This is a genomic window from Micromonospora carbonacea (assembly GCF_014205165.1).
Taxonomy (GTDB): Bacteria; Actinomycetota; Actinomycetes; order Mycobacteriales; family Micromonosporaceae; genus Micromonospora; species Micromonospora carbonacea.
Genome location: NZ_JACHMZ010000001.1, coordinates 4,702,683 through 4,720,607 on the forward strand (window position 1 = coordinate 4,702,683; position 17,925 = coordinate 4,720,607).

Genomic DNA, 17,925 nt, shown 5'->3' on the forward strand with positions numbered 1-17,925 from the left:
CCCCCGCCGGACACCGGCGGGGGCCGCGTCGCTGTCACGGCTTGTGCGCGACGGCGATGACGTAGTCGAGCAGCGCGAGTTCCTTCTTGATGAGGGTCTCGTCGCGCCAGTGGTTGGCCATGCCCTTGACGGCGCTGCGGTCGGCCTCGGCCTGGAACGCGGGGTCGGACGGGCGGCTGGCCTGGAACCGCCGCCAGCCCTCCCAGGTGCGGTCCTGGATGGACTGCACGTCGACGTTGCCGAAGCCGGCGGCGGTGAGCTGCTCGGCGTAGACCGCGCGGTCGTGCCAGTTCTCGTCGGGGATGCTGAACTTGATGAAGCTCAGCGGTCCCGAGCTGATCGACATGCGGGCGGTGTCGTTGCTGAGCGGGATGATGTCGGCGGTGGCGAGGGTGCCGCCGGGCTTGAGCACCCGGAACGCCTCGGCGAAGAAGGCGCTGCGCGGATAGAAGTGGAACGCCGACTCCAGGGCGACGACCCGGTCGAAGGTGCCGTCGGCGAAGGGCAGCGCGAGGGCGTTGCCGAGCTGGAACTCGGCCTGCTCGGCGAGGCCCTCGCGGCGGGCCCGCTGCTGGGCGTGCTCGACGTGGCGGGGGGTGACGTTGATGCCGTGCACCTTGGCGATGCGGCGCTCGCGCAGCCAGGCGAAGTCCTGGTCGCCGTAGCCGAAGCCGACGTCGAGGACGGTGTCGTCGGGCTTGAAGCCGGCCGCGTCGGCCAGCTTCGCGGCCAGCGCCTCGCCGGCCACGTCGAGGCTGGTGACGCCGTCCTCCCAGTAGCCGACGTTCATGTAGCGGGTGGTGCGGGCGGCGAACTCCACGTTCGGGGACTGGATCTCGTAGAAGCGGCGGACCCGGGTCACCGGGTCCTTCGTGGCCAGGGTGCGGATGACCCGGCCGAGGGTGCGGATGTTCTCCAGCATGTCACTCCTTGCGCAGCAGGTGGTCAGGGTTGCGGCACCCGGGCGGCGACCTGCTGGCGCAGGTCGTCCACCAGGGCGGCCAGGCCGGTGGGGCCGGCGGCGACGCCGAAGACGTAGAAGTCGGGCCGGATCAGCACGGCGTCGGCGGCCGCGCCGGCCAGGTAGCCGAGGTGGACGCCGTCGAGGTCGACCACGTCGGTGCCGGCCGCGTCGGCGTCGGCGGGCATCGCGGGGGCGGCGGCGTCGGCGGGGCGGACGGTGACCCGGCGGACGCCGAGGGCGTCGAGGAACGCGGCGGCGTCGGCGTCGAGGGCGGCGGCCGGGTCACCGTCGGCGGTCGGGTCGGCGCGGGTGACGAGCACGAAGCCGCCGCCGACGACGTCGTCGAAGCGCCCGGTGCGCCCGCCGGCGGCCACCCGCCCCTGGGGCGCGGGGTCGCCGGCGTGGGGGGCGGGCGTGCCGTCGGGGCGGCGGTGCAGCACCCCGTCGACGATGGCCTCGCGCAGCGACCGGGCGTGCTTGGCCTGGGTGCGGCGGCGCAGCGCGGCGAGCATCACCGAGTCGCGGCCGGCGGCCTGCTTCGGGTCGGTCTCGCAGATCACCCTGCCGGAGTCGATGGACATCCGGATGGCGTGCTGCACGTGCGCCTTGCGTTCCACCTCGTACGTGTCGAGCAGGGTGGCGTCGGCGAGCCCCCGACGCACCAGGTCCAGCTTCCAGGCCAGGTTGATCACGTCGCGGAAGCCGGAGCTCATGCCCTGGCCGAGGAAGGGCGGCATGACGTGGGCGGCGTCCCCGGCGAGGAACACCCGGCCGGAGCGCCAGGTGTCGGCGTAGCAGGCCTGGGTGGTGTAGACGCCGTACCGGTCGAGCCGGGCGGTGTCGGGGGTGATGTCGAACAGGCCGAGCAGCCGCCACACGCTGGCCTCGGTCTGGAACTCCGCCAGGGTCTCCCCCGGCACCCGCATGAACTCCCAGCGCCGGTGGTCGGGGCCGGCGGAGACGGCGGTGCGGGGGCGGGCCGGGTCGCAGATCTGGAGGTTGTTGGGCTTGAACTCGACGGGCTCGTTCAGCACCACGTCGCAGACCAGCCAGTCGTAGCCGAACCCGAGGTCGGTGACGGTCGCGCCGAGCCAGCGGCGGACGAAGCTGTTCGCGCCGTCGCAGCCGAGCACCCAGTCGGCGGTGAAGGCGTGGGGCGTGCCGTCGGCGTCGACGGCGGCCACCTCGACGTGGTCGCCGTGGTCGGCGAGGTCGGTCACCTCGACGCCGCGCAGCACCCGCACGCCGGGCAGGGCCGCGCCGCGTGCGGCGAGGGCGGCCTCCAGGCCGGGCTGGTAGAAGGAGATCGAGTCGGGCCAGCCCGTCGGGCCGTCCTCGGCGACCTTGACGTGCAGCAGGGTGCGGCCGAAGCCGTTCTTCCAGGTGTATTCGCCGGACAGCTCGCACACCGGGTCGAGGGTGTCGCCGAGGTCGCAGGCGGCGAGGATGCGGCTGGCCTCGCCGTCGTAGGACACGGCGCGGGGCATGCTGTACGGGGTGGCCCACTTCTCCACCACCTGCACGGTGAAGCCGCGCTGGGCGAGCAGGATCGCCGCCACCTGGCCCACCGGGCCGTAGCCCACGATCAGTACGTCGGTCATCGCCGTCCCCCCGGGTCCGCGCGTCGGTCGGGCGTCACAGCCCGAGTTCCGTGTCGATCAGGCTGAAGATCTCGTCGTCGCTGGCCTGGTCGAGGTCCAGGTCCAGGTCGTGATCGGTGGCGGACGCGCCGCGCATGGTGCGCCATTTGGCGACCAGCACCTCCAGCCGGGCCGCGACCTGGGTGTGCAGCTCCGCCTCGACGACCGTCTCGGCGAGGGACCGTTCCAGGTTCTCCAGCTCGGCGAGGATGGCCGGCGCGGCCTGGCCGCCGTCGGGCACGAGCTGGGCGCGCAGGAAGCCGGCCAGCGCGGTCGGGTCCGGGTAGTCGAAGATCGCGGTGGCGGGCAGCCGGTGCCCGGTGGCCTCGGTGAGGCGGTTGCGCAGCTCGACGGCGGTCAGCGAGTCGAAGCCGATCTCGTTGAACGCCTGGGCGGGTCTGACGGCGTCGGGGCTGGCGTGGCCGAGGACGGTGGCCGCCTCGGCGCGGACCAGGTCCAGCAGCAGGGCGGACTGCTCGCCGGCGGTGAGCGCGCGCAGCCGGTCGGCGAGGTCCCGGCCGCCGGCGGCGGCCTCGGCGCGGGCGCGGGGGCGGACGCGTCGGACGAGTCCGCGCATCAGCGCGGGCACGGTGGCCCGGCCGGCGAGGGCGGTCACGTCGACCCGGGTGGGCACGAGGTGTTCCTCGGGGGCGGCCAGCCCGGCGTCGAACAGCGCCATGCCGAGGTCGGTGCCGATGGCGAGCTGCCCGTCGCGGGCGGTGATCCGGGGGTCGGCGCGGTCCAGCTTCGCGGTCATGGCGCTGGCCTGTTCCCACAGGCCCCACGCGTACGACTGGGCGGGCAGGCCCGCGCCGCGCCGCCGGGTGGCGAGGGCGTCGAGGTAGGCGTTGGCGGCGGCGTAGTTGCCCTGGCCGGGCACGCCGAACACCCCGGCGCCGGAGGAGAACAGCACGAACCCCGCGAGGTCGAGGTGGCGGGTGGCCTCGTCGAGGTGCCGGGCGGCGTCGACCTTGGGCGCGAAGACGGTGTCGAGGCGGTCGGGGGTGAGGGCGGTGACGACGCCGTCGTCGAGGACCCCGGCGAGGTGCACGACGGCGGTGAGCGGACGCTCGGCGGGCACGGCGGCGACGAGCCGGGCCACGGCGGCGCGGTCGGCGACGTCGGCGGCGGCCACGGTGACGGTGGCGCCGAGGGCGGTCAGCTCGGCGGTCAGCTCGGCCGCGCCGGGCGCGTCGGGGCCGCCCCGGCTGGCGAGCAGCAGGTGCCGCACGCCGTGGCCGGTGACGAGGCGGCGGGCGACGAGGCCGCCGAGCAGGCCGGTGCCGCCGGTGAGCAGGACGGTGCCGGCGGGGTCCCACGGGGTCGGCACGGTGAGCACCACCTTGCCGACGTGCCGGGCCTGCTGGACGTGGCGGAACGCGTCGGGGGCCTGCCGGACGTCCCAGGCGCGCACCGGCAGCGGGGTCAGCTTCCCGGCGGCGAACAGGCCCATCAGCTCGACGAGCATCCGTTGGATCCGGTCGGGGTCGACGGCGGTCAGGTCGTACGCCTGGTAGGCGACGCCGGGGTGGTCGGCGGCGACGCGGCCGGGGTCGCGCAGGTCGGTCTTGCCCATCTCGACGAACCGGCCGCCGCGGGGCAGCAGCCGCAGGGACGCGTCGACGAACTCCCGGGCGAGGGAGTCGAGGACGACGTCGACGCCGCGCCCGCCGCTGGTGGCGAGGAAGTGCGGTTCGAAGTCGAGGGTGCGCGACGACGCGAGGTGGCTGTCGGGGATGCCCATCGCGCGCAGGGCGGGCCACTTGGCGGGGCTGGCGGTGGCGTAGACGGTCGCGCCGAGGTGGCGGGCGAGTTGCACGGCGGCCATGCCGACGCCACCGGCGGCGGCGTGCACCAGCACGGACTCGCCGGCCCGCAGCCCGGCCAGGTCGACGAGCCCGTGGTAGGCGGTGAGGAACACCACCGGCACGGACGCGGCCTGGGCGTACGTCCAGCCGTCGGGCATCGGCGCGAGCAGCCGGCGGTCGGTGACGGCGACGGGGCCGAAGCAGCCGACGAAGACGCCGAGGACGCGGTCGCCGGGGCGCAGGTCGGTGACGTCCGCGCCGACCTCGGTGACGACGCCGGCGGCCTCGCCGCCGGGCGGCCCGGGGTCGCCGGGGTAGAGGCCGAGCGCGTTGAGCACGTCGCGGAAGTTGAGGCCGGCGGCGCGGACCCGCACCCGCACGTCGCGGGGGCCGAGGGGGGCGTCGGCGGCGTCGGTGGGCGCGAGGGTGAGGTTCTCCAGGCTGCCGCGCGCCGTGGTGTCGAGCCGCCAGGCGGTCGCGCCGGCCGGCGGGGTGAGCGTCGCGGCCTCGACGCGGCGGGCCAGCCGGGGGGCGTACGGGGTGCCGGCGCGCAGCGCCACCTGGGGTTCCGCGGCGGCGAGGACGGCGGTCAGCTCGGCGTCGGTGGGCGGGGCGTCGGCGTCGAGCAGGACGAACCGGTCGGGGTGTTCGGACTGGGCGGCGCGGACCAGTCCCCAGGCGGTGGCGGCGTCGGGGTCGTCGACCTCGGCGGGGCTGTGCACGCCGACCGCGCCCCGGGTGAGCAGCACCAGCGGGGTGGCCGCCCAGCGGGGTTCGGCCAGCCACGCCTGGACGAAGGCGAGCGCCTCGGCGGCGACGGCCCGCGCCCGGTCGGGCTCCCCCGTGGACGCGCCGGGCACGCCGGGCACGTTGGACGCGCCGGGCACTTTGGACGCGGCGGGCGCGGGGGCGTCGGCCCCGCCCAGCGGGGCGAGGACGGCGTCGGGCGGGGCCGCGCCGCCGTCGACGGCGCGGGCGAGCGCCGCCGGGTCGGCGTGGTGCGGGAACGCGCCGACGGCCCGGCCGAGCGCGACCACGCGGGCCGGGGCGGGGGTCTCCGGCGCGGCCAGGGGCTGCCAGTCGAGGCGGAACAGGGCGTCGTCGACGGCGGCGTCGCGGGTGCCGAGTTCGGCGCGGGAGATGGGGCGCATCGCCAGCGACGCCACCTCGGCCACGGGCGCGCCGGTGGCGTCGGCGACGGTCAGGGCGATCGCGTGCGGGGCGACCCGGGTGAGCCGGACCCGCAGCGCGGACGCCCCGGCGGCGTGCAGGGCGACGCCGTTCCAGGCGAACGGCAGCAGCAGCCGGTCGGGGCCGGCGTCGCCGATGCCGCCGAAGTGCGCGGCGTGCAGGGCGGCGTCGAGCAGGGCCGGGTGCAGGTTGTACCGGTCGGCGTCGGCGCGCTGCCCGGCGGGCAGCTCCACCTCGGCGTACACCTCGTCGTCGCCGGTCCACACGGCGCGCAGCCCCTGGAACGCCGGCCCGTACGCGTAGCCGTCGGCGGCGAGCCTGGCGTAGAAGCCGGTGAGGTCGGCGGGGCGGGCGTGCGGCGGGGGCCAGGCGGTGAGGCCGGTGGGCGGGGCGGGCGGGGCGGCGGAGAGGGTCGCGCTGGCGTGCCGCGTCCACGGGGTGCCGGGCGGGGCGTCGGCGGGGCGGGAGTGCACGGCGACGTGGCGGCGGCCGGTGTCGTCGGGCGCGCCGACGGTGAGCTGCACCTGGGTCGCGGCGTGCCCGGGGCCCGGGGTGCCGGCGGCCTCGGCCGGGCCGGTTCCCGGGGCCTGCGCGGCGGCGGGCAGCGCGAGCGGGGCCTCGATGACCAGCTCGTCGAGGACGGGGCAGCCCACCTCGTCGCCGGCCCGCAGGCACAGCTCGACCAGGCCGGTGCCGGGCACCAGCACCGTCTCGCCGACCCGGTGGTCGGCCAGCCACGCCGGTGCGCCGGCGGCGATCCGGCCGGTGAACAGGTGCCCGCGCGCCTCGGCCAGCGCCACGGACGCGCCGAGCAGCGGGTGCCCGGCGGCGTCGAGGCCGGCCGCGCCGACGTCGCCGGGGCCGGTGGCGGGCCGGGGCCAGTAGCGGCGGTGGTCGAACGCGTAGGTGGGCAGGTCGACGCGCCGGCCCCCGGCCAGCGCGGGCCGCCAGTCGACGGCGACGCCCCGCACGTGCAGCTGGGCGGCGGAGAGCAGGAACCGGGCCCGGTCGCCCTGGTCGCGTTGCACGGAGCCGACGACGACGTGCGGGGCGTCGTGCTCGGCGAGGGTCTCGGCGATGCCGACGGTGAGCACCGGGTGGGGGCTGCACTCGACGTACGTGTCGTGGCCGAGCGCGGCCAGCTCCGCCACGGCCCGGTGCAGCTCGACGGGCTGGCGCAGGTTGCGGTACCAGTAGTCGGGGCCCAGCTCCGGCCCGTCGAGCCAGCGCAGGTCGGTGGTGGAGAACAGCGGCACGGCGGCCGGGCCGGGGGTGATGCCGGCCAGCGCCCCGGCCAGGTCGGCGCGGATCCGTTCCACCTGGGCGGAGTGGGAGGCGTAGTCGACGGCGATGCGGCGCACCCGGGCCCCGTCGGCGGCCAGCTCGGCGAGCACCTCCTCGACGGCCGCCTCCGCGCCGGAGACGACGACGGCGGCGGGCCCGTTGACGGCGGCGACGGCGACGGCGTCGCCGTGGCGGGCGATGCGGTCGCGGACCACGTCGGCGGGCAGCGCCACGGACGCCATCGCCCCGTGCCCGGCCAGGGCCCGGATCGCGCGGCTGCGCAGCGCCACCACCTGCGCCGCGTCGGGCAGGGAGAGCACCCCGGCGACGCAGGCGGCGGCGATCTCGCCCTGCGAGTGGCCGACGACGGCGGCGGGCCGCACGCCGTGGGAGCGCCACAGCTCGGCCAGCGACACCATCGTCGCGAACAGGGCCGGCTGCACCACGTCGACCCGGTCGAGGCTCGGCGCGCCAGGGGCCTGGCGCAGCACGTCGAGCACCGAGAAGCCCAGGTGGGGGCGCAGGGCCGCGTCGCAGGCGGCCATCCGCTCGGCGAACACGGGGGCCTGGTCGAGCAGGTCGAGGCCCATGCCGGGCCACTGGGAGCCCTGACCGGGGAAGACGAACACGGCCTTGCCGGCGGCGGTGGCGTCGCCGCGTACCAGGTCGGGGTGGGGGCGGCCGGCGGCGAGCGCGTCGAGGGCGGCGGCGACCCGGTCGGGTTCGGCGGCGACGACCACGGCCCGGGAGTCGAACGCGGCCCGGGTGGTGGCCAGCGACCAGGCCACGTCGCGGTGCGGCTGGTCGGGGTGGTCGGCGAGGTGGTCGCGCAGCCGGCGGGCCTGCCCGGCCAGCGCGTCGGCGCTGCGCGCGGAGAGCAGCCACGGCAGGGCGGCGGGGTCGGTGGGCGGGGCGGGGTCGGGCTGCGGCTCGGCGGCGACGGCCTCGACGACGACGTGGGCGTTGGTGCCGCTGATGCCGAACGAGGAGATCCCGGCGCGGGCGGGCCGGTCGGCGCGCGGCCACGGGCGGGCCTCGGTGAGCAGCTCCACGGAGCCGGCGGCCCAGTCGACGCGGGTGGTGCGTTGCTGGGCGTGCAGGGTGCGGGGCAGGACGCCGTGCCGCATGGCGAGGACCATCTTCAGCACCCCGGCGACGCCGGCGGCGGCCTGGGTGTGGCCGAGGTTGGACTTGACGGAGCCGAGCAGCAGCGGCGGGGCGTCGGCGGGGCGCTGGCCGTAGGTGGCGAGGATCGCCTCGGCCTCGATCGGGTCGCCCAGCGGGGTGCCGGTGCCGTGCGCCTCGACGGCGTCCACGTCGGCCGGGGTGAGGCCGGCGGCGGCCAGCGCGGCCCGGATGACCCGCTCCTGGGAGGGCCCGTTGGGGGCGGTCAGCCCGTTGGACGCCCCGTCGGAGTTGACGGCGGTGCCCCGGATCAGCGCGAGCACGGGGTGGCCGCGGCGGCGGGCGTCGGAGAGGCGTTCGACGACGAGGACGCCGACGCCCTCGGACATGCCGAACCCGTCGGCGTCCTCGGCGAACGCCTTGCACCGGCCGTCGGCGGCGAGGCCGCGCTGGCGGCTGAACCCGGTGAGCCCGGCGGGGCTGGACAGCACCGACACGCCGCCGGCGAGGGCCAGGTCGCAGTCGCCGGCGCGCAGCGCCTGCGCGGCCAGGTGCAGCGCGACCAGCGACGCCGAGCAGGCGGTGTCGACGGTGACGGCGGGCCCCTCCAGCCCGAGGGCGTACGCGACCCGCCCGGACAGGACGCTGGCGGCGGTGCCGGTGAGCAGGTGCCCCTCGTCGGCGGTGGTCTCCCCGTCGTCGGAGGCGACGCCGGGGGCGATCCGGTCGGTGTAGTCCTGGCCGTGGGTGCCGGCGAACACGCCGGTGCGGCTGCCGCGCAGGGTCCCGGGGTCGATGCCGGCGCGTTCCAGGGCCTCCCAGGAGGTCTCCAGCAGCAGCCGGTGCTGGGGGTCCATGGCCAGGGCCTCGCGGGGGCTGATGCCGAAGAACGCGGCGTCGAAGTCGGCGATGCCGGCGAGGAACCCGCCGGAACGCACGTAGGTGCGGCCGGGGGTGCCGGGGACCGGGTCGTACAGGTCGGGCCAGCCCCGGTCGGTGGGCAGGTCGCCGATGACGTCGCCGCCGTCGTCGAGCAGCCGCCACAGTTGCTCGGGCGAGCCGATGCCGCCGGGGAACCGGCAGGCCATGGCGACGACGGCGACGGGTTCGTCGGCGGCGACGGTGGTGGCGTCGGCGACCTCGGTGGCGGTGGTGCCGAGGAGCCGGGCGTGCAGGTGCGCGGCGAGCAGCTCCGGGGTGGGGTGGTTGAACACGGCGTGCGGGGCGAGCCGGACGCCGGTGGCGGCGGAGAGCCGGTTGCTCAGCTCCACGGCCATCAGCGAGTCGAAGCCGAGGTCCTTGAACGGGCGGCGCGGCTCGATCTGCTCGCCGCCGGCGTGTCCGACGACGGTGGCGCACCGGGCGCGCACCAGGTCGAGCAGCGCGGCGGCCCGTTCGGGTTCGGTGCGGCCGGCGAGCCGGTCGGCGAAGCCGGCGGCGGAGGCGGGCGCGGGGTCGGCGTTGACGGCCCGGCGCGGCGGCGGGGGCAGCAGGGCCCGCAGCAGGGCGGGCACCTCCCCGGCGGCGCGGACGGCGGCCAGGTCCAGGCCGATCGGCACCAGCGCGGGCCGGTCGGCGTGCAGGGCGGCGTCGAACAGGGCCAGGCCGGCGGCGGTGTCCAGGGGGCGGGTGCCGCCCCGGGCGAGACGGGCCAGGTCGGCGGCGGTGAGCGCGCCGGCCATCCCCTCCGGCGTGGCCCACAGGCCCCAGGCGAGGGCGGTGGCGGGCAGGCCGTGGGCGCGGCGGTGCGCGGCGAGGGCGTCGAGGAACGCGTTGCCGGCGGCGTAGTTGCCCTGCCCGGGGCTGCCGAACACGGCCGACGCGGAGGAGAACAGCACGAACGCGGCCAGGTCGAGGCCGGCGGTCAGCTCGTGCAGGTGCCACGCGCCGTGCACCTTGGACCGCAGGGCCCGCTCCCAGCGGGCGGCGTCGAGGCCGGTGAGCAGGGCGTCGTCGGTGGCCCCGGCGGCGTGCACGACGGCGGTGAGCCGGCCGGCGAGCGGGGCGAGCACCGCGGCGAGGGCGGCCCGGTCGGCGACGTCGGCGGCGACGACCCGCACGGTCGTCCCGGCGGCGGTGAGCGCGTCCATCCAGTCGGCATGCCGGCCGGTCCGGCTGACCAGCACCAGCTCGGCGACGCCGTGGACGGTGGCGAGGTGGGTGGCGACGTGCCGGCCGATCCCGCCGGTGCCGCCGGTGACGAGGACGGTCCCGCCGGCCAGCGCGGGCAGCGGCCCGGCGGCGGTCGGGCCGGCCGGCAGCGAACCGGGAGCGGTCAAGCCGGCCGCCGGCAGCGGGCCGGGAGCGGTCGCCGGCAGCGGCCCTGCGGCGGGCGCGGGCGCGGGCGCGCCACCGGTCGGGGCCGGGGGCGGCGGGCCGGCGGCGGGGGGCTCGACGGGGCGCAGCCGGGGCAGCAGGGCCCGGCCGTCGCGGACGGCGACCTCCGGCTCGTCGGGGCCGGCGGCCAGGGCCGTGCGGATCCCCGCGTCGTCGGCCGCGTCGAGGCGCAGCAGCAGGAACCGGTCGGGGTGCTCGGCCTGGGCGACGCGGACCAGCCCGGCGACGGTCGCGTGCGCGGGGTCGCCGTCGCGGACGGCCACCGCCAGCCGGGTGCCCTCGGCGCGGGGGTCGGCCAGCCAGCGCTGGAGCACGCCGAGGGTGTCCAGGCCGGCGGCGTGCGCCCGGTCGGGCACCGGGGCGGCCGGGTCACCGTCGCCGACCCGCAGCACCAGCAGCGGCGGCAGCGGGCCGGCGGGCGGCGCGCCGTCGGCGAGCGCCCAGGCGGGCACCGGCGTCGCCGGGGCGGCGGCGGGCAGCCACTCCACGGCGTACAGGCCGGCGGGGGCGGTCGGGGCGGGGGCCGGGCCGGCGGGGACCGGGGCGGTCACGGCGCGCAGCACCACCCGCTCCGCGTCGAGCACGGGTGCGCCGGCGTCGTCGACGGCGGACAGGGTGACCGCGTCGGCCCCGGCGGGGGCCAGCACGACCCGCAGGGCGTGCGCGCCGGTGGCGTGCACCCGCACGCCCGCCCAGTCGGTCGCGGTCGGCCGGGCCGCCCCGGCGGCGGGGGCGAAGCCGGCGAGCGGGAGCAGGCGCAGGGCCGCGTCCAGCACCAGCGGGTGCACCGCGTACCGCTCGGCGTCGGCGTCCCGGGCGTCCTCCGGCAGGCGTACGTCGACGCAGAGCCGGTCCCCCGCGACCCAGGCGGCCCGGGCCAAGTCGCCGGCGAGCGCCCGCCGCTGCGGGGTGTCCAGGTCGACGGGCCGGGCCCCGGTGGGCGGCCACACCGCCGGCGCGGCGGCTGCGGGCTGGTGGTCGGCGGGGGCGAGGACGGCCTCGGCGACCTCCCGCCACGGCTGGCCGTCGGCGGCGCGCACGTGGCAGCGGGCCACCCGGCGCGGGTGCTCGTCGGGCGCGTCAACGGTGACCTGCACGTCGACGGAGAGGCCGGCGGGCAGCGGCACCGGCGCGGGGACGCGCAGCCGCTCGACGGTGGGCAGGTCGAGCAGCACGCCGAGGTGCGCGAACAGGTCCAGCAGGGCGGTGGCGGGCAGCAGCGCCGGCCCGTCGGCGTCGGGCGCGACGAGCCACGGGTGGGTGGCGGCGGCGACCCGGCCGGTGCAGACGACCTGGCCGGTGCCGGCGACGGGCAGCACCGCGCCGAGCAGCGGGTGCCCGGCGTCGGCCAGCCCCACGTCGGCCGGCCCGCCGGCCACCGCCGAGTACGGCAGCCAGTAGTGCCGGCGCTGGAACGCGTAGGTGGGCAGGTCGACCCGGCGGCGCGGCCCGGGGCCGGCGACGACGGCGGGGTCCACGGCGACGCCGCGCACGTGCAGCCGCGCCACGGCGGCGACCAGCGCGTCCGGTTCGCCGTCGACGGTCCGCACGGCCGGCACGAAGGCCAGCTCGTCGGCGGTGTCGTCGGCGAGGCAGTCCTGGGCCATCGCGGTGAGCACCCCGCCGGGGCCGACCTCCAGGAACGTGGTGACCCCCAGCCCGCGCAGGGCGCGCATCCCGTCGAGGAAGCGGACGGTGCCGCGCACGTGGTCCACCCAGTGCTCCGGCGAGCAGAGCCGGGCCGGGTCGACCGGCCGACCGGTCAGGTTGGACACCACGGGCAGGTGCGGGGTGCGGTAGGTGAGGCCGGCGGCCACGGCGCGGAACGCGTCGAGCATCGGCTCCATGCGCGGCGAGTGGAACGCGTGCGACACCCGCAGCCGGCTGGTGCGCCGGCCGGCGGCGCGCAGGGTCGCGGCGGCGGCCAGCACCGCGTCGGTGTCGCCGGAGAGGACGACGCTGCGCGGCCCGTTGACGGCGGCGAGGCCCACCCGGTCGGTGAGGTGGGCGGCCACCTCCGCCTCGTCGGCCTCCACGGCGACCATCGCGCCGCCGTCGGGGAGCTGCTGCATCAGCCGGGCGCGGGCGGCCACCAGCGCCGCCGCGTCCGCGAGGGAGAACACCCCGGCGACGTGCGCGGCGGCCAGCTCGCCGACGGAGTGGCCGAGCAGCGCGTCGGGGCGGACGCCCCAGGACTCCAGCAGCCGGTGGAGGGCCACCTCGAAGGCGAACAGGGCCGGCTGGGTGTAGAGGGTGTCGTCGAGCCGGGCGGCGAGGTCGCTGCCGTCGGCGGCGGCGACCACGTCGGCGACGGGGTGCGGGGCGTGCCCGGCGAGGCAGCGGTCCAGCTCGGCGCAGGCGGCGTCGAACGCCTCCGCGAAGACCGGGTACGCGGCCCGCAGCCCGCGGCCCATCCGGGGGCGCTGGCCGCCCTGCCCGCCGAAGAGCAGGCCGAGCCGGCCGTCGACGACGCGGCCGGTCAGCACGGCGGCCGGGTCGGGTTCCGCCTCGCCCCGGGTCAGCGCGGTCAGCCCGGCGCGGGCGGTGGTCGGGTCGCCGGCCAGCACCACGGCCCGGTGCTCCAGGGCGGCGCGGGTGGTGGCCAGGGCGTGTCCGACGTCGGCGGGGTCGGCGTCCGCGCCGGGGCCGTCGAGCCAGGCGAGCAGGCGGGCCGCCTGGTCGCGCAGCGCCTCGCCGGTGGCGGCGGACAGCGGCCACGGCACCGGCCCGCGACGGGCGGCGTCGACGGCGGGCCCCGGGGCGGCGGTCTCCTCGTCGGCGGCGGGGGCCGCCTCGATGACGACGTGGGCGTTGGTGCCGCTGATGCCGAACGACGAGATGCCGGCCCGCCTCGGCCGGTCCACCGCCGGCCACGGGCGCGCCTCGGTGAGCAGCTCCACCGCGCCGCCGGCCCAGTCCACCTCGGACGTCGGGGCGTCCACGTGCAGGGTCGCCGGCAGCGTGCCGTGCCGCATGGCGAGGACCATCTTGATCACCCCGGCGGCCCCGGCGGCGGCCTGGGTGTGGCCGAGGTTCGACTTCAGCGAGCCCAGCCGCAGCGGCTCGGCGTCGCCACGCCCCGCCCCGTACGTGGCCAGCAGCGCCTGCGCCTCGATCGGGTCGCCGAGCCGGGTGCCGGTGCCGTGCGCCTCGACGGCGTCCACGTCGGCTCCGGTGAGCCCGGCGTTGGCGAGGGCGCGGCGGATGACCCGTTCCTGGGCGGGGCCGTTGGGGGCGGTCAGCCCGTTGGACGCCCCGTCGGAGTTGACCGCGCTGCCGCGCAGCACGGCGAGCACCGGATGGCCGTTGCGGCGGGCGGCGGAGCGGCGTTCCAGCAGCAGCACGGCGACGCCCTCGGACCAGCCCGTGCCGTCGGCGGCGTCGGCGAACGCCTTGCACCGGCCGTCGGGGGCGAGCCCGCGCTGCCGGCTGAACTCGACGAACGCCTGCGGGGTGCCCATCACCGCCACGCCGCCGGCGACCGCGAGGTCGCAGTCCCCGGCGCGCAACGCCTGGGCGGCCAGGTGCAGCGCCACCAGCGACGACGAGCAGGCCGTGTCCACGGTGACCGCCGGCCCCTCCAGGCCCAGCGCGTACGCGACGCGGCCGGAGACGACGCTGCCGGCGGTGCCGACGCCCAGGTAGCCCTCGGTGCCGGGCGGGGCCTGGCGCAGGTTGGCGGCGTAGTCGTGGTGCATGACGCCGGTGAAGACGCCGGTGGCGCTGCCCCGCAGCGAGGTGGGGTCGATGCCGGCACGCTCGAACAGCTCCCAGGAGGTCTCCAGCAGCAGCCGCTGCTGCGGGTCCATGGCCAGGGCCTCGCGGGGGCTGATCGAGAACAGGGTGGCGTCGAAGTCCGCCGCGTCGGGCAGGAACCCGCCGACGCGCACGTACGAGGTGCCGGGAGCGTCGGGGTCGTCGGAGAACAGGTGCGCCAGGTCCCAGCCCCGGTCGGTGGGGAACCCGGTCAGCCCCTCCCGGCCCTCGGCGACCAGGTCCCACAGCTCCTGCGGGGAGCCCACCCCACCGGGCAGGCGGCAGGCCATCGCGACGATGACCACGGGATCGTCGGCGTCGGGCGCGGCGGCCGCCCCGGTCGGGGCGGCGGGGGCTCCCGGGCCGCCGCGCAGCCGGGCGGCGACGTGCCGGGCGAGGGCGTCGGGGCTCGGGTGGTCGAACGCGGCCGTGGCGGACAGCCGTACCCCGGTGGCCCGGGCCAGCCGGTCGCGCAGGGCGACCGCGCCGACGGAGGTGAAGCCCAGCTCCTTGAACGCGCGACCGGGGCGGACGGCGGCCGGGCCGGGCAGGCCGGCGACGTCGGCGGTGGCGGCGCGGACCAGGTCGAGCAGGAGCCGGTCGCCCTCGGCGGTGGTCAGGCCGGCGAGCCGGCGGCGCAGCTCGGCGGCGTCCGGCGCGTCGCCGGCCTCGCCGGCCGCACGGGCGGGGGGCCGCCAGGCCGGGTGGGGCGCGTCGGCCGGCACGGCGAGCAGCACGGGGTCGTCGCCGTCGTGGGCGACGTCGAAGGCGGCCAGGTCGGCGGCGGTCCCGCCCGCCGGGGCGGCGGCGTCGCCCGCGTGCGGCGGCGCGGCGGGGGCGACCGGCCGGCCGGCGGCGTCGGTCGGCTGCGCCGGCGCGGCGGGACCGGCCGACGGCGTGGATCCGGCCGGATCGGCCCACGGCGCGGACAGGGCCGGGTCGGTCGTGCCGATCAGCCGGGCGGGCAGGCCCGCCGCGCGGCGGCGGGCGACGAGGGCGTGCAGGGCCGCCACGGCCGCCGCCGCCCGCTCCCGGCCGGGCGCGCCGAGCAGCAGGGCTGCCGGGACGGCGACGGTGAACGCCGTGGCGGCGGCGTGCCGGGTCCGGGCGTCGAGCGCCTCGGCGGAGGCCAGCAGCGCGGCGACGGCGGCGTCGTCGGCGAGGTCGGCGGCGGAGGGGCAGAGCAGGACCGCACCGACCGGCCCGGCGGCGGGCGCGGCGTCGGTGGGCCCGGACCCGGCGTGGGTGTCGGCGGGCGCGGCGAACGCGGTGTCGGCGGGCGCGGAACCGGCATCGGCGGCGGCGTCCAGCGGGGTCACCGTCGCGCCCGCGTCGGTCAGGTCCGCGACGAGTCGCCGCAGGGCGGCGTCGTCGGTCGGGCCGGCGGGCGCCAGCAACAGCCGGCGGGCGCCGTGCGCGGCGACCAGGTGCCGGGCCAGCGCCGCACCGGTCGGCCCGTCGACCCCGGTCACCACCGCCGGGGCGGCCGGGTCGACCACCGTCGCCGGCAGGCGGGGCGCGCGGGCGGGGGCCGGGCCGAGAGCCGGGTGCCGGGCCGCGCCGGCGCGCAGCGCGACCTGCGCGACACCGGCGGCCACGGCCGCCGGCACCAGGGCCAGCGACAGGTCGTCGGCGTCTCGGTCGACAAGCACGACCCGGTCCGGGTACGCGGCGCGCAGGCAGCGCCCCCACGCCCACGCCGCCACGGCCGCCGGCACCAGGTCGGGGTCGTCGGGCCGGTCAGAAGTGGACGCGTCGACGGCGCCGGTGGTCAGCAGCGCCAGCCGGGTGCCGGCGTACCGGGCGTCGGCGAGCAGGTCGCCCAGCCGCCCGGCGAGGTCCGGCGGGTCGGCGACGCCGGCCGGCAGCAGCGCCACGTCGGGCGCGTCCGGGTCGTCGTCGAGGGCGGCGAGCTCGGGGTACGCCCGGAACACGTCGCCCGCCGAGGCCACGGCCAGCGCCTCGACGAGGGCCGCGCCGCCCGGCCCGACGACCGCCCAGCGGCGCGGCCCGGGGGCGAAGTCGGCGGCGGCGGGGTCGGCGGTGCTCTCCGCTGCGGCGGCGGCCAGGTCCAGCGGTTGCCAGGTGACCCGGCTCAGCGCCTCGTGGTGTCCCCCGTTGACGGCGCGCAGCCGGGCCGGCCGGGCCAGCAGCAGCCGGCGGGTGACCTTGCCGGACGCGGTGCGGGGCACCTGGTCGATCTCGTACAGCGCGTCGGGGACCTTGTAGTAGGACAGCCGCTCCCGGCAGGCCGCGTACGCGGCGGCGGGGTCGAACCCGTCGGGGCCGGGGACGACGAACGCCACCGGCACCTCGCCGAGCACCTCGTGCGGTCGGCCGGTGACCGCCACGTCGGCGACGCCGGGCACCGACCGCAGCGCCTCCTCCACCTCGGCCGGGTGGATCTTCTCGCCGCCCCGGATGATCAGCTCCTGGTGCCGGCCGGTGACGAAGAGGTTGCCGCCGGCGTCGCGGCGGGCCAGGTCCCCGGTGCGGTACCAGCCGTCGCGCAGCGCGGCGGCGGTCACCTCCGGCAGGCCGTGGTAGCCGAGCATCACGCTCGGGCCGCGTACCCACACCTCGCCCTCGCCGCCGACCGGGACGTCCACCCCGGTCTGCGGGCTGACCAGACGCACCTCGACGCCGGGCACGGGCTGCCCGCAGGAGCCCTCGACCCGGGGCCGGTCCGGCCGGGTGATCGCGATCGACCCGCAGGTCTCGGTGCTGCCGTACGCGTCGAGCAGCGGCGCGTCGAAGACCTCCTCGAACGCCCGACGCAGCGCCCCCGTGGTGATCGCCCCGCCGACCAGGCACACCCGCAGGTCGGGGGCGCGGAAGCCGGTGCTGCGGGCGGCGGTGACCAGGTGGTGGTACATGGCGGGCACCCCGGCCAGCACCGTCGCGGAGTCCTCGGCGACGGCGGCCAGCACGTCGTCGGCGGAGAAGCCGTCGACGAGCCGGGCGCTCGCGCCGACCGCGGTGACGCTGAGCACGCAGCCGATGTGGGACAGGCTGTGGAACAGCGGCAGCGGCCACACGACCCGGTCGTCGCCGGTGAGGCCGGGGATCGGCACGTAGCAGGACGCCACCGACCACAGGCAGGTGCGCTGCGTGGAGAGCACGCCCTTGGGCCGGCCCGTCGTGCCCGAGGTGTAGAGCATCCAGGCGACCTCGTCGAGGCCCAGGTCGTCCCGGGCCGCCACGCCCGGGTCGGTGTCGACCAGCTCGCCCCAGGCGGCCACGGGTTCGCCGGGCACGCCGTCACCGGGCACGCCGTCGCCGGTGACCCAGAGGCGCAGGGCGGGGCGGTCGGCGCGCAGCCGCAGCAGCTGGTCGAGGTGTTCCGGGTCGGTGACGACCAGCACCGCGCCGGAGTCGTCCAGCAGGTGCGCCAGCTCCGCGTCGGTGCAGCGCGGGTTCAGCGGCACGCCGACCGCGGCGGCCCGGGTGACCGCCAGCCAGGTCTCGACCGTCTCCACCCGGTTGCCCAGACAGAACGCGACCCGCTCGCCCCGGCCCACCCCCGCCGCCGCCAGGTGCCCGGCCAGCCGGGCGGTACGCGCCGCCAGCTCGGCGTACCGGACCGCGCGGCGGTCGTCGCGGAACGCGACCCGGTCCCCGAACTCCTCCGCGTGCGCCCTCAGCAGACCGGGCAACGGCTGGACCAGGTCGCTCCGAAGCATGTCACCATCCGTCCGCTCGGCGAGACTCCCCATCCGCGGCGTAGACCTCGCTCGCCGTAACGGCACAAGTCTTCCGAGGGCCGTGGCGGCGACCTACCCCTGTCGCACCCCTAACCCGTCCCCAGTTCCGGCCGCCG

At 78.6% G+C, this 17,925-nt stretch carries 3 protein-coding genes; all 3 read right to left on the bottom strand.

The genetic code is table 11. The features are described from left to right. Window positions 1-34: 34 nt before the first annotated feature. Genes HDA31_RS19500 through HDA31_RS19510 form a run of 3 tightly spaced genes read right to left on the bottom strand, consistent with a single transcriptional unit; the run spans window position 35 to window position 17,788 of the window. On the bottom strand, window positions 35-922 hold the full coding sequence (locus tag HDA31_RS19500; protein WP_178064076.1) for an SAM-dependent methyltransferase: 888 nt from the start codon (window positions 920-922) through the stop codon (window positions 35-37). A 23-nt stretch (window positions 923-945) separates the two neighbouring features. Beyond that, entirely contained in the window at window positions 946-2,565 is a 1,620-nt protein-coding gene (mhpA, locus tag HDA31_RS19505) for a bifunctional 3-(3-hydroxy-phenyl)propionate/3-hydroxycinnamic acid hydroxylase MhpA (protein WP_178064075.1), read from the bottom strand. Window positions 2,566-2,599: 34 nt separating this feature from the next. Continuing rightward, window positions 2,600-17,788 carry a type I polyketide synthase gene (locus tag HDA31_RS19510; RefSeq protein ID WP_178064074.1) on the bottom strand — a complete coding sequence of 5,063 codons (15,189 nt, stop codon included), beginning with the start codon at window positions 17,786-17,788 and terminating at the stop codon, window positions 2,600-2,602. Window positions 17,789-17,925 lie beyond the last annotated feature (137 nt).

Coding starts and splice junctions, on each gene's coding strand:
- HDA31_RS19500 (WP_178064076.1), bottom strand. CDS start 922: ATGCTGGAGAACATCCGCACCCTCGGCCGGGTCATCCGCACCCTGGCC.
- mhpA (WP_178064075.1), bottom strand. CDS start 2,565: ATGACCGACGTACTGATCGTGGGCTACGGCCCGGTGGGCCAGGTGGCG.
- HDA31_RS19510 (WP_178064074.1), bottom strand. CDS start 17,788: ATGCTTCGGAGCGACCTGGTCCAGCCGTTGCCCGGTCTGCTGAGGGCG.